The organism is Amycolatopsis sp. NBC_01286 (genome assembly GCF_035982555.1).
GTDB lineage: Bacteria > Actinomycetota > Actinomycetes > Mycobacteriales > Pseudonocardiaceae > Amycolatopsis.
Window position 1 is genome coordinate 5,634,393 of sequence record NZ_CP108428.1, and the last position, 12,813, is coordinate 5,647,205.

Here is a 12,813-nt window from a genome sequence, read left to right on the forward strand (position 1 = left end):
TCACCGCTCCTTGCCGGTGGTCTCGTGGACCACCGGCGAGAGCGGCCCGTAGTGCAGCGTCCGGAGCCGGTAGGCCGAGCCCTGTTCACCCGGGAGGGTGGACAGGGCGCACGTCGTCGTGTCCGGATCCGTCACCTCGATCGGTGAGAAGCCCGGCTCGCCCGGGCGGCGGATCTCGAGCAGGAACCCGGCCTCGTCGGCCGAGCGGTCGGCCCAGGTGAACGTCACCGTGTCGCCGTCCGCCACCGCGTGCAGCGCCGTCGCGTCCGTGGCCGCCGGCGCGCCCGCGGTCGTCTCGGCCGACACCGGGCCCGTGAACGGCTGCTCCCGGTAGTAGAACGGCGTCTCCGGGATCAGGTCCGGGTGGTGGTAGCTCGTCGCGTGCGGCGGCAGGAACTGCAGTGTCGTCCACGGCCCGGCCGGGTCGTTCGCGTACTCCACGCGGTGCCCGGCGGCGTCGTCGTCCGGCCACGACAGCACCACGTCGGTGGGGGACGTCAACGTCGCGGTGAACGGCGGTGGCGGGGCCGGGGACGGCGTCGCGGCGCAGCCCGCGGCCAGCAGTGCCACCAGGACGAGGGGTTTCGCGGACACGGCGGCTCCCGGGACGACGGGGGCGGCGGCGGAACGGTGATCAGCTTAGGAACCCGCCCGCACGGCGACAAGACCGTGCCGGTCACCGGTACCCACCAATCCACCCGCGAACCGGCACCGAACCGCGCGAACTCCCGCTGAACCGTTTCCCGCGGGCGTCCGTGTCTGAGGTGTCGAGGTCCGCCGCACGGCGGTGCCGCCCTCACCGAGGAGAGAACGTGATGAACCGCATCCGGACGGCCGTCGTCTGCGCTGCCGCTTTCGCCGTCGTCGCACCGTTGTCGGCCTGTGGCGACATGGCGTCGGGGGCCCAGGGTCCGGAACACGGCCAGCCCGGCCACGTGATGCTGGCCGCCGCGACGGTACCGGGAATCGGGGCGGTCGTCACGGACGCCTCCGACAAGACGCTGTACCGGTTCGACAAGGACATGTCGCAGCCGCCGACGTCCACCTGCGACGGTGAGTGCGCGGCCACCTGGCCGCCGGTGCTCGCCGGGGAGGCCGCGCCGATGCTCAAGGGCATCCAGGACACCCAGGTGGGCACGCTGGCCCGCAAGGACGGCAGCAAGCAGCTCACGCTGAACGGCTGGCCGCTGTACGAGTTCTCGGGCGACAAGGCACCGGAGCAGGCGAACGGCCAGGGCGTCAACGGCACCTGGTTCGCCGTCGCCCCGGACGGCAGCAAGATCACCGCCCCGGCCGCGGCCGGCGGCTCCGGCTACTGATACCGACGGTTTCCGGGCAGAACGAGGAAGGACGGGCAGCCGATGAACACCATGGTCGCGCTGCGCTCGACCCACGCACCGCCGGTGGCGCTGCGGGTTGCAGTACTGTCCTCGCCGACTCAGAACACCGTCGGGAGGACGAGGGTGGCGATCGGAGGCAGGCGGCCGAAGAAGGCCAAAGGCGAAGACCTGATTCGGCAGCTTTACGCCGAACACGGGCGGAGCCTGCTGGCCTACGCGACGAGGCTGACCGGTGATCGTGCGGCAGCCGAGGACGTGGTCCAGGAGACGCTGGTACGGGCGTGGAAACACGCAGACGACCTGCAGAACGACGGGAAGGGCTCGGTGCGCGGCTGGTTGCTGACCGTCGCGCGCAACCTGGTCACCGACCGGGCGCGAGCCCGGGCGGCACGGCCACAGGAAGTGGCCGAACCGGCCGAAGGCGTGCCCACGCCGTCCGTCGAGCGCGATCACGCCCAGGGCGTGGTCGACTCGATGACGGTGCTCGGTGCGATGGACGGGTTGTCCAACGAACATCGAGAGGTCCTGGTGGAGATCTACTACCGGGGACGGACGGTGGCCGAAGCGGCGAGAACACTGGGCGTCGCACCGGGTACCGTGAAATCAAGGTCGTACTACGCACTCAGGGCTCTCAGAGCCTCGATGATCTCGGGAAGCGGAACGGAGGTGGCGCGGTGAACGCGGTGGACGAAAGTCATACACAGCTCGGCGCGTACGCCCTCGGGGCGCTCGACCCGGCGGAGGCGGCCGACTTCGAACGACGGCACCTGCAAACCTGCGCCCAGTGCAGGTTCGACCTGAACGAGCTCGTGGCGTTGCGCGAGTCGCTCGACGAGGTGCCGCCCGAGGCGTTCCTCGACGGGCCGCCCGAAGGTGGGGAGCTGCTGCTGCAGAAGACCCTCCGGCGGGTGCGCGAAGAGGAGACGGCGGCGCCGGCGCGGACCGCGTCGCGGCCGGCGTCCCGGCGGGGCCTGGCCCTGGTCGCGGCGGCGGTGCTGGTCGTGGCCGCACTCGGCGGTGGGATCCTGGTCGGGCGGCAGACGTCCGACTCGAGCATCGCGGCGCCGGCGTTCCCCCCGGACACCCCGGCGGGGACGAAGAGCGTCGAAGGGCGGGATCCGACGACCGGCGTGCAGCTGGCCGCGTCGGTGGCGCCCTTCGCGGGCTGGGTCAAGGTCAACGTCGCCGTCAAGGGCGTCAAGGCCGGGGAACAGTGCCTGCTGCAGGTCGTGACCAAGGAAGGCCAAGCGGTCACCGCCGGCAGCTGGAAGGTGTCCGAGAAGTGGGAGAGCCAGGGCTTTTCGCTCGACGGGTCCGCGCTGGTCGCGCCCGACGACGTGAAGTCGGTCGACATCGTCACGGTGGACGGCCGGAAGCTGGTCTCGGCCCAGGTGTGAGGTCGTGACGGGCGCGCGCTACCGGTTCAGCAGCTCCTGGCTGCTGCCCGGTACCGCGCCCGAGCGGGTGTTCGGCGCGGTCACCGACCTCGCCGGCTACCCGCGGTGGTGGTCGGACGTCCGCACGGTGCGCCGGGTGGACGACGACACCGCCGAACTGGTCTGCCGTTCGCGGCTCCCGTTCCGGCTGGTCGTCCGGATGCACCGCGACCACCAGGACGAGCGGGCGGGCCTGATGCGGGTCAGGCTCAGCGGAGACCTCGAAGGGGTGCTGGCCGGCACCGTCCGCGCGACGGGCGCGGGGACGCTGCTGGAGATCACCCAGGACGTCCACGCGCGCAAGGCGTTGCTGCGGCGGTTCGACACGGTGGCCCGGCCACTCTTCCGCGTGAACCACGCGCTGATGATGCGCCGGGGTCACCGGGGTTTGAGCACCTACCTCGCGTGAGCGGGGCGGCGACCCGGCCGGGAGAACCCGGGTCGTCGCCCCGATAACGCGCCCCGATCACGCGGAACCGGCGACGCACACCTCCGGCTCGGTGGCGCTCCGGTGTGGACGGCGGGCCAGTACCGCCGCCCCGAGCGCGATCGCCGCGACCAGGAACCCCGCGCTCGTGCCGTAGGCCAGCCGGAAGCCCGACGCCAGCGCCTCGCGGTGGTCCACCGCACCCAGGCTCGCTGTGCGGGACGCGGCCACCGTGGCCAGCACCGCGGTGCCGATCGCCGCCCCCACTTGCTGCGTGGTGTTGATCAGCCCGGACGCCACTCCCGAATCCTCCGGCGCGGCACCCGACATCGCCAGGCCCATCAACGCGGGGATCGCCACGCCGGCGCCGAGGCCCATCACCAGCAACGGCGGCAGGACGTCGGTGAAGTAGTCACCCCGCACCGAAACCCGGGTGAGCAGCAGCAGGCCGGCGATCACCAGGCCCAGACCGGACAGCAGCACCGTGCGCGGCCCGAACCGCTCCGCGAGCCGGCCCGCGAAGCCGAGCGACGCGATGGCGATCACGACCGGCACCGGCAGGAACGCGACGCCGGTGCGCAGCGCGTCGAGGCCGAGCACCTGCTGCAGGTACAGCGCGGTGACGAACTGGAAGCCGAGCATCCCGGCGACCATCAGGACCATCACCAGGTTGGCGCCGGTGACCGCGCGGCTGCGGAACAGCCGCAACGGCAGCAGCGGCGTGCGCGCCTTCGCCTGCCGCACCACGAATCCGGCGAGCAGGACGACGGCGGCACCCAGGGCGATCCGGTTGTAGCCCGTGATCCCGTAGACGCCGAGCATCACGGCGGCGGTGACCAGGACGGCGCCGAGCGCGTCCAGGCCCGCCCGTAGGCCGGTGCCGCGGTCCGCTTCGACCACCTGGACGGCCAGCACCAGTGCGACGGCGCCGATCGGCAGGTTGACGTAGAACGTCCAGTGCCAGCTCAGCGCCTGGGTCAGCGCGCCGCCCGCGATGAGCCCGATCGACGCGCCCGCGGCCTGCGTGAAGCTGTAGACGCCGATCGCCTTCGCCCGGGCCCGCGTCTCCGGGTACATCGTGACGATCATCCCGAGCACCACGGCCGACGCCAGCGCGCCGCCGACGCCCTGTACGAACCGCGACACGACCAGGACGGTCGGATTCCCGGCGAGGCCGGCGGCCAGCGACGCCGCCGTGAACAGGCCCAGGCCGCCGAGGAAGACCCGGCGGCGGCCGAGCAGGTCGCCGAGCCGGCCGGAGCAGGAGCAGGCCGCCGAAGGCGACCAGGTAGGCGGTGACGACCCAGGCGAGCCCGGCGGCGGTGAAGCCGAGGTCGGCCTGGATCGCGGGCAGCGCCACCGCGACGATGCTGCTGTCTAGCACGACCATCAGCGACGCGGCGCACAGCACCGCCAAGGCGAGGCCGCGGGATCGGGTGGGACGGTTCTCGGCCATGGCAGGCCCCTCCAGTCGAGCGTTTCCCCTGGTCGTCTCCAGGGCACTTCTTGTAACAGTGCCCATCATGTGTGACCATGGGGACGCCGTGAAGGAGGCACTTCCATGTCCCAGGGGAACATCGGTGTACCTGTCCAGGCAGCGGAGGTGGACCCGGCGAAACTCGAGGCCTGCACGCTGCTCGAGGTCATCAACCGGGTCAGCGGGAAGTGGCCGATCGGCATCCTGCTGGAGGCCATGCGCGGCCCGGTGCGGTTCACCGAGCTGGAGCGCGCGGTCGAGGGCATCAGCCGCCGGATGCTGACGCTGACCCTGCGCAACCTGGAGCGTGACGGCCTGCTGGTGCGCACGGTCTACCCGACGGTCCCGCCGCGCGTGGAGTACGAGGCCACGCCGATGGCGAAGGAGCTGTACCAGTCCCTGAGCGGCCTGCTCGGCTGGGCGGAGCGGCACCGCGAGTCGATCGCCGCCGCCCGCGTCGTCTACGACGGCCACGCCGCCTGCTGAGACGCCGGAGGCGGCACTTTCACGTGAAAGTGCCGCCCTGAAGACGTGGAAACGGGCCGCGGTGCGAAGTCGGGGAACTCGCACCGCGGCCCGCGTGGCTCGTGCTCAGCGGGGGCGTGAGCACGAACGTGGTGGGTTACTTCGCGGGTTGCTTGGCCGCGTCGTCCAGGTCGTCGGTGCCGGCCGCGTGGCTGTGGTCGTCGAGCATGGTCGCCTCGTCGAAGGGTTCCTGCCCGGCGAAGACCCGCTCGGCCTTCTCCCGGTCGAACTCCTTCGTCCAGTTTCCGATGAGGACGGTCGCGACGGCGTTGCCGGCGAAGTTCGTCAGCGCGCGGGCCTCCGACATGAACCGGTCGATGCCGAGGATGAAGCCGACGCCGTTGACCAGTTCCGGCCGGTGCGACTGCAGGCCGGACGCCAGCGTCGCGATGCCCGAGCCACTGACGCCCGCAGCGCCCTTCGACGCGATGATCATGAACGCCAGCAGGCCGATCTGCGAACCGATCGAGAGCGGCTCGTCCTGCGCGGCGGCGATGAACAGCGTCGCCATGGTCAGGTAGATCGCCGTGCCGTCCAGGTTGAACGAGTAGCCCGTCGGGACCGTGATGCCGACGACCGACTTGCTGACGCCGACGTGCTCCATCTTCGCGATCAGCCGCGGCAGCGCCGACTCCGAGGACGACGTCGAGAGGATCAGCAGGAACTCGCGGCCGAGGTAGCGCAGCAGGTTCCAGATGAACACCCGGGCGCCGAGCCACAGCACGATCCCGAGGATCACGAACACGAAGATCAGGCAGGTGGCGTAGAAGCCGATCATGATCACGGCGAGGCTCTTCAACGCGGCCCAGCCGGTCGCGCCGACCACCGCGGCGATGGCGCCGAACGCGCCGATCGGGGCGGCCCACATGATCATGGACAGGACACGGAAGACCAGCCGCTGGATGTGCTCGATGCCGCGCAGGATCGGGGCGCCCTTGGGGCCCAGCTTCTGCAGCGCGAACCCGACGAACAGCGCGACCAGCAGGGCCTGCAGGACTTCGCCGTCGGTGAAGGCGGAGACGAAGGTCTTCGGGATGATGCCGAGCAGGAAGTCGACCGGGCCTTCGGCGCCGGTGGCGGACTTCTGGACGCTCTTCACATCGGCCGGGTTGAGGTGCAGGCCGGTGCCCGGGTGCAGGATGTTGCCGACGACCAGGCCGATCGCCAGGGCGAAGGTCGACATGATGATGAAGTAGAACAGCGCCATCAGACCGACTTTGCCGACCTTGGCCGCCTTCGCGACCGAGCCGACGCCGATGACGATGGTGCAGAAGATGATCGGCGTGATCATCATCTTGATCAGGTTGACGAAGCCGTCACCGAGGGGCTTGAGGCCCTTGGCGAAGCCGGGGAAGAGGAAACCCACCAGGATCCCGAGGGCCACCGCGACGATCACGGCCAGGTACAGGTAGTGGGTCTTGTCCCGCTTGCGCGGGGTCTCCTCGGTTGTCGGTGGGGTCGGCACCGTTGCCTCCAGCTCAGGGGTGTTCCAGGTTGCGGCACACTGTAGGCGCACCGAGGTGACCCGGCTCACTTGTGTTCATTGAGTTCGCGCGATGATCGCACCGTCCCGTTCGGACACCCGGGCCCCGGTGTGCTGGTATGAGGAGGTGTCCCCGACGTCGTCCCGCTGGAGCCTGGCGCGCCAGCTGCTCGTGCTGCAGCTGGTGGTGCTCTGCGTGCTCGCGGGCGCCGGGATCACGTTCGCCTACCTCGACGCGTCGCGGGCGACCGACCAGAACGCCAAGGACCAGGTGCGCGCCGTCGCCTCGACGGTGGCCGACGCGCCGTCCGTCATCGCCGCGGTGGACGCGCCGGACCCGAGCGCCACGCTGCAGCCGTTCGCGGTGCGCGTGCAGGCCGACACCGGCGTCGACTTCATCACGATCATGAGCCCGGCCGGGATCCGCTTCACCCACCCGAATCCGGCCCTGATCGGGCAGCACTACATCGGGAACATCGCGCTGGCGCAGCGCGGGCAGCCGCTCACCGAGACCTACACCGGCTCCCTCGGCCCGTCGATCCGCACGGTCGTCCCGGTGTTCGGCGCGGGTCAGCGGGTGATCGCGCTGGTCGCCGTCGGGATCACCGTCGCGGCGATCTCGGCCGAGCTGCGCGAACGGCTCTGGCCGCTGTTCGGCGTCGCGGGTTCGGTGCTGCTGGTGGGCGCGTTCGGCGGCTGGCTGATCAGCGCCCGGCTCCGCCGTCAGACGCGCGGGATCGCACCGGACGAGCTGAGCAACCTGTTCGAGTACCACGAAGCCGTGCTGCATTCGGTCCGCGAAGGGGTGCTGCTGGTCGGCCGCGACGGGAAGGTCGGGCTCTGCAACGACGGCGCGCGTGTCCTGCTCGGACTCGACGCCGACCCGGTCGGCCGGGAACTGGGCGCGCTGGGCCTGCCCGCCGAGCTGGTGACGGCGTTCGGTTCGGCCGAGACCCGCGCCGAGGAACTGCACCTGACCGACGCGCGCGTGCTGCTGGTCAGCACGACCGCCGTCCGCGCGGGCGGCCGGGCGCAGGGCACCGTCGTGGTCCTGCGCGACCACACCGAACTGCAGTCGCTGACCGGGGAGCTGACCACCGCCCGCGGTCTCGCGGAAGCGTTGCGGTCGCAGGCGCACGAGGCCGCGAACCGGCTGCACACCGTGGTTTCCCTGGTGGAGATCGGCAAACCCGAGCAGGCCGTCGAGTTCGCGACGGCCGAGCTCGCGCTCGCCCAGGAACTGACCGACCGCGTCGTCGGCGCCGTCGCCGAACCGGTGCTCGCCGCGCTGCTGCTGGGGAAGGCGGCCGAGGCGAGCGAACGCGGAGTGGAGCTGACGATCACGCCGGACACGATGATCGACGACGCGACCCACGGCGTCGCCGCGCGCGACCTCGTCACCATCCTCGGCAACCTGATCGACAACGGCATCGACGCCGCGGTGCACGGCGGCGGCCGGCCGGCGGTCGTCGTCACCGCCCGGTCCGACGCCGACGAGCTGCTGCTGCGCGTCGCCGACACCGGCCCGGGGGTCCCCGACGACGCCGACGTCTTCCGCCGCGGCTGGTCGACGAAGGCCGGGGAAGGACACGGCCTCGGGCTCGCGCTCGTCGGGCAGGCGGTGCGCCGCTACGGCGGTACGGTCGACGTCGGGCGGGACGGCGGCGCGGTGTTCACCGTGCGCCTGCCGCGGCAGGAGGCCGGCCGGTGATCCGGGTGCTGGTGGTGGAGGACGAACCGGTGGCCGCCGAGGCGCACCGCGTGTACGTCGAACGGCTCGCGGGGTTCTCCGTGGCGGGCGTGGTCCACTCCGGTGGCGACGCGTTGCGGTTCTGCGAACGCGAGCCGGTCGACCTGGTGCTGCTGGACTTCTACCTGCCGGACACCCACGGCCTGGCGGTCTGCCGCTCGCTGCGCGCGGCCGGGCTGCCGATCGACGTCATCGCCGTGACGTCGGCGCGCGACCTCGCGCTGGTGAAGGCCGCGGTGTCGGTCGGTGTCGTGCAGTACCTCCTCAAGCCGTTCACCTTCGCCACCCTGCGCGAAAAACTGGAGCGCTACGCCGAATTCCGGGACGCCTCCGGCGAGGTGTCCGGCCAGGCCGAGATCGACCGCGCCCTGGGCACGCTGCGCACGACCGAGCAACCGCCGCTGCCGAAGGGCATGAGCGTCCAGACGCTGGAAGCGATCACCGACGCGCTGGGCGGGGCGGCGGACGGCCTGTCGGCGGGCGCGGCGGCGGCCGCGATCGGCGCGTCCCGCGTCACGGCCCGCCGGTACCTGGAGTACTTGGCGGACAACGGAATGGCCCACCGCGAGCCGCACTACGGCCAGGTCGGCCGGCCCGAGGTCTGGTACCGCCTGACCGGCGCGTGACGGCGTCACGGCACCGGCGCGTCACGGCTCCAGGCGGCCGGTCAGCTGCTCGCTCCAGGCCCGGATGGCCGCGGCCTGGCCGGGGGTGAGCGTGTCGAGGAAGTAGCGGCGGATGTTGCCGGCGTGCCCGGCGACGGCGTCCCGTGCGGCGCGGTCGCCTTCGGCGGTCAGCCCGACCCGCGTGCGGCGGCCGCCGGTCCCGGACTCCGTGCGTGCCACGAAACCGCGGTTCTCCATCCGGGTCAGCTGGTGCGAGACGCGGCTCTTCTCCCAGTCGAGGGACGCGCAGAGTTCGCTGACGCGCAGTTCGTGGCCGGGTGCGCGCTGCAGGGTCAGCAGCACGCTGAACTCGGCCTTCGAAATGCCGGAGTCGCGTTGCAGGCCACGGTCGAGCTCCCGGGTGAGCAGGCGCTGAGCCTGCGTCCAGGAGTGCCAGAACTCCCACTCGTCGGGGGTCAGCTCCGGAGTCTCCGTCATGGCGCGAAGCGTACCCGAGAGTTGACGTGTCAACTGGAGTCGACCTACAGTTGATGTGTCAACTGAGCAAAGGGGAATCATGGGAACTCTGGTGCGCGGCGGCACGGTCATCAGCGTCGACCCGGCGATCGGCGACCTGCCGCGCGGGGACGTGCTCGTCGAGGACGGCCGGATCAGCGCCGTCGCCGAGCGGGTCGACGCGCCGGGCGCGGACGTGCTCGACGCGACCGGCATGCTGGTGCTGCCCGGTTTTGTCGACACCCACCGGCACACCTGGCAGGCGGTGTTCCGCGGGCTCGCCGCCGACTGGACGTTCGCCCGGTACGGCCCGGCGATGCACGGCTTGCTGCGGCCGCTCTACCGGCCCGAGGACGTGCTCGTCGGCACGCTGCTCGGCCGGCTCGAGGCGCTGCACTCGGGCGTCACCACGGTGCTGGACTGGTGCCACTGCACCGACACCCCGGCCCACGGCGACGCGGCGCTCGACGCCCTTCGCCAGGCGCCCGGGCGGAGCGTTTTCTGTTACGGCGCGGGCATCGCCACCGACGGTCCGGTCGCCGCCGAACTCGCCCGGATGCGCGACCGGTGCCCCGACGACGACGGGCTCGTGACGATGGCGGCCGGCCTGCGCGGCCCGCAGCGGACCACCATCGAGACCACGGCCGCCGACGTCGCCGCGGCCCGCGACCTCGGGCTGCGGGTCAGCGTCCACGCGCACGTCCGCGCCGGGGCGACGACGGGCCGCCGGCCGATCGCGGCGATGGGGGAGCACGGGCTGCTCGACGACCGGACGACGATCGTGCACGGCAACGGCCTGGACGACGACGAGCTGGCGATGCTGGCCGACGCGGGCTCCTCGGTGTCGATCAGCCCCGACGTCGAGCTGAAGATGGGCCTCGGCTGGCCGGAAACCGGCCGCGTGCTCGCCGCGGGCATCCGCCCGACGCTGTCGGTCGACAACTGCCCCACGGCCGGCGGCGACATGTTCTCGGCCATGCGCACCGCGCTCGGCGTGCAGCGCGGCCTCGACACCGCGCACGGCCGGCCGCCGTCACTGACCAGCCGTGACGTGCTGGAGTTCGCCACCGTCGACGGCGCCCGCGCCCTCGGGCTCGGCGACCGGACCGGCAGCATCACCCCGGGCAAGCAGGCCGACCTCGTGCTGCTGCGCGCCGACGACCTGACGCTCTTCCCGGTCAACCACCCGGCGGGCGCGATCCTGTCCGCCGGACATCCGGGGCTCGTCGACACCGTGCTCGTCGCCGGCGAAGTCGTCAAACGCGGCGGCGCGCTGGTCGGCGTCGACCTCGAGGAGCTGCGAGAACGCGCGTTGCGCTCCCGCGCCCGGATCGCCGCGGCCGCCGGCATTCCCCTCGACGGATCGTGGCTTCCCGTATAACGCCCTATACCGTGGTCCGACTTCCGGGGGTTCCGGTGGGGAAAGCATTGCGGTACAACGGGAACCTGCCGATGAAGGGGAAAGCCGCATGCGGAACTGGGCCGGTCTCGTCGCTGCGGTGCTGCTGCTGGTAGCGGGGGTCGCTACCCCGGCGTACGCCGGGGAACCCGCGGGCACCGTCACCGACGTCCAGGTGACCGGGCCGGTCGCGCAGCGGTTCAACCTCGTCGTCCTCGGCGACGGCTACACCGCGGCCGAGCAGCCGAAGTTCCAGGCCGACGTCGCACGGCACATGAACACGCTCTGGTCGCTCGAGCCGTTCAAGTCCTACCGCAGCTACTTCAACGTCTACGCCGTGTCGATCGCCTCGCCCGAGTCCGGTGTGGACTGTGACCCCGGGCTGGACGCGCCGCGGCGGAACACGCCGTTGAACATGGGGTTCTGGGGCGGTTGTGACGCCGGGAGCGTGCAGCGGCTGCTGACCGTCGACGACGCGGCCGCCCAGCGCTACGCCGACCTCGTGCCCGGCACGACCAAGGCCAACCGGCAGATCCTCGCGCTGGGCAACAGCACCACCTACGGCGGCGCGGGCGGCACCTACGCGACGGCGTCGGGCGGCAACGCGCTGTCGGCGCTCATCTCGCCGCACGAACTGGGCCACTCGCTCGGCGGCCTCGACGACGAGTACGACTACTACGCGCGCGGTGTCCCGGGCGGGGCGTACGAAGGCGGCGAGCCGGCGTCGATCCACCACACCACGCTGACCGAGCAGCAGCTGCGTGAGCAGCACGCGAAGTGGTACCGCTGGCTCGGCGAGCCCAGCGAGTCCGGCGGCACGATCGGGCGTTACGAAGGCGGGCTCTACACCCAGACCGGCGTGTGGCGGCCCAGTGCGCACTCGATGATGAAGACCCTCGGTTACGCCTACGACCAGGTCGGCCGCGAGCGGATGACGCAGCGGATCTCCGCGAAGGTGCCGCTGCTGGGCGACGGCACCCCGGCCGGGACGATCGGCGCCGACCGCGTCGTGTGGATCCGGACCATGCACCCGGTCGGTCACCGCCTCGACGTCACCTGGACCCTCGACGGCCGTCCGGTGCGTGGCTCCGACGCGCTCGATCTGCGGCAGGTTCGCGTTTCGCCGGGCAAGCACACGCTGACGGCGAAGGTGACCGACCCGACGCCGTTCGTCCGGGACCCGGCGGCCCGGCCGACGGCGACGCGCACGTGGACTGTCGACACGACGGTGACCACCGCGCCGTCCGGCGGCCCCGCGGTCGTCGGGTCGACGCCGACGTCGCAGCCGGTCGGCGGGCACGACGTCGTCTACGTCGAAACGGGTGAGCCGACCGGCTCGATCCCGTCCGTGCGCTGGAAGCTCGACGGTCGTCCGGTCGCGAGCGGCCCCGACTTCGCCCTCGGCGAGTCCCGCGGCGCGCACACCCTCACCGCGACCACCGGCGGCACGACCCTGACCTGGGCGGTGGACGCGTCCGGCCCGACGACGACGGCCGAGCTGCCGGCGGGCGAGGACCACGTCTTCCACGGCTCGTTCACGATGCGCCTGACGGCGTCCGACGGTATGCCGGAGTTCCGCGTGGACGGCGACGGCTGGCACAAGTACTACGGCTGGCCGACGGACCCGGACGCGCCGTTCCTGTTCACCCCGCGGGGAACGGAGATCGACGGCCTGGCGTACGGCAACCTCGGCCCGGGCGGGCTGACGGTGTCGCCGTTCGCGCCCCGCACCCCGGGCTACGGCCGTCACCGCATCGAGTACCGCTCGACCGACGCGGCAGGCAACGTCGGCCCGACGAAGTCGTTCACGGTCACGCTGCTGCCGTGACGCGCGTGCGTAAACCCGTTGGCGATC

12 protein-coding genes and 1 pseudogene are annotated in these 12,813 nt (G+C 71.9%); 9 read left to right on the forward strand and 4 right to left on the reverse strand.

All coding sequences use genetic code 11. The features are described 5' to 3' along the window. Window positions 1–594 carry a fibronectin type III domain-containing protein gene (locus OG570_RS27145; RefSeq protein WP_326952039.1) on the reverse strand — a complete coding sequence of 198 codons (594 nt, stop codon included), beginning with the start codon at window positions 592–594 and terminating at the stop codon, window positions 1–3. Between the two features lie 221 nt (window positions 595–815). On the opposite strand from OG570_RS27145, the gene OG570_RS27150 reads away from it, so the two are divergent. From OG570_RS27150 to OG570_RS27165, 4 genes are all read left to right on the forward strand, one after another. After that, window positions 816–1,319, forward strand: coding sequence for a COG4315 family predicted lipoprotein (locus tag OG570_RS27150; protein WP_326951197.1), 504 nt, complete (start codon window positions 816–818; stop codon window positions 1,317–1,319). Between the two features lie 144 nt (window positions 1,320–1,463). Then, window positions 1,464–2,018 (forward strand): sigma-70 family RNA polymerase sigma factor, encoded by a 555-nt coding sequence (locus OG570_RS27155; RefSeq protein WP_247064425.1) that lies wholly within the window; start codon window positions 1,464–1,466, stop codon window positions 2,016–2,018. Next, entirely contained in the window at window positions 2,015–2,737 is a 723-nt protein-coding gene (locus OG570_RS27160; protein WP_247054088.1) for an anti-sigma factor family protein, read from the forward strand. The genes OG570_RS27155 and OG570_RS27160 overlap by 4 nt, the downstream gene beginning before the upstream one ends. 4 nt (window positions 2,738–2,741) lie before the next feature. Further along, window positions 2,742–3,185: an SRPBCC family protein gene (locus tag OG570_RS27165; RefSeq protein WP_326952040.1), complete on the forward strand. Its 444-nt coding sequence runs from the start codon at window positions 2,742–2,744 to the stop codon at window positions 3,183–3,185. Between the two features lie 57 nt (window positions 3,186–3,242). Here OG570_RS27165 and OG570_RS27170 read toward each other — a convergent pair. Continuing rightward, a pseudogene (locus OG570_RS27170) lies at window positions 3,243–4,659 on the reverse strand (DHA2 family efflux MFS transporter permease subunit). A gap of 105 nt (window positions 4,660–4,764) precedes the next feature. On the opposite strand from OG570_RS27170, the gene OG570_RS27175 reads away from it, so the two are divergent. Further along, complete coding sequence (locus OG570_RS27175; RefSeq protein ID WP_326952041.1) at window positions 4,765–5,166, forward strand: winged helix-turn-helix transcriptional regulator; 402 nt, start codon at window positions 4,765–4,767, stop codon at window positions 5,164–5,166. 136 nt (window positions 5,167–5,302) lie between these two features. On the opposite strand, the gene OG570_RS27180 is transcribed toward OG570_RS27175, so the two are convergent. Continuing rightward, a complete protein-coding gene (locus tag OG570_RS27180; RefSeq protein ID WP_326952042.1) occupies window positions 5,303–6,670 on the reverse strand; it encodes a cation:dicarboxylate symporter family transporter in 1,368 nt (455 codons plus the stop codon). 91 nt (window positions 6,671–6,761) lie between these two features. Between OG570_RS27180 and OG570_RS27185 the strand changes: the two genes are divergently transcribed. Together OG570_RS27185 and OG570_RS27190 are read left to right on the forward strand one after the other, a co-directional pair. After that, complete coding sequence (locus tag OG570_RS27185; RefSeq protein WP_326952043.1) at window positions 6,762–8,399, forward strand: sensor histidine kinase; 1,638 nt, start codon at window positions 6,762–6,764, stop codon at window positions 8,397–8,399. After that, window positions 8,396–9,064 carry a response regulator gene (locus tag OG570_RS27190; protein WP_326952044.1) on the forward strand — a complete coding sequence of 223 codons (669 nt, stop codon included), beginning with the start codon at window positions 8,396–8,398 and terminating at the stop codon, window positions 9,062–9,064. Before OG570_RS27185 ends, OG570_RS27190 begins: the two co-directional genes overlap by 4 nt. A gap of 21 nt (window positions 9,065–9,085) precedes the next feature. On the opposite strand, the gene OG570_RS27195 is transcribed toward OG570_RS27190, so the two are convergent. After that, window positions 9,086–9,541: a MarR family winged helix-turn-helix transcriptional regulator gene (locus tag OG570_RS27195; protein ID WP_326951190.1), complete on the reverse strand. Its 456-nt coding sequence runs from the start codon at window positions 9,539–9,541 to the stop codon at window positions 9,086–9,088. A gap of 79 nt (window positions 9,542–9,620) precedes the next feature. On the opposite strand from OG570_RS27195, the gene OG570_RS27200 reads away from it, so the two are divergent. Together OG570_RS27200 and OG570_RS27205 are read left to right on the forward strand one after the other, a co-directional pair. Then, the gene (locus OG570_RS27200; RefSeq protein WP_326952045.1) at window positions 9,621–10,940 is read left to right on the forward strand and encodes an amidohydrolase family protein; all 1,320 of its coding nucleotides are present in this window, start codon (window positions 9,621–9,623) and stop codon (window positions 10,938–10,940) included. A gap of 88 nt (window positions 10,941–11,028) precedes the next feature. Beyond that, window positions 11,029–12,786, forward strand: a complete 1,758-nt coding sequence (locus OG570_RS27205; RefSeq protein WP_326952046.1) for a M64 family metallopeptidase — start codon at window positions 11,029–11,031, stop codon at window positions 12,784–12,786. The last annotated feature ends 27 nt before the right edge of the window (window positions 12,787–12,813 follow it).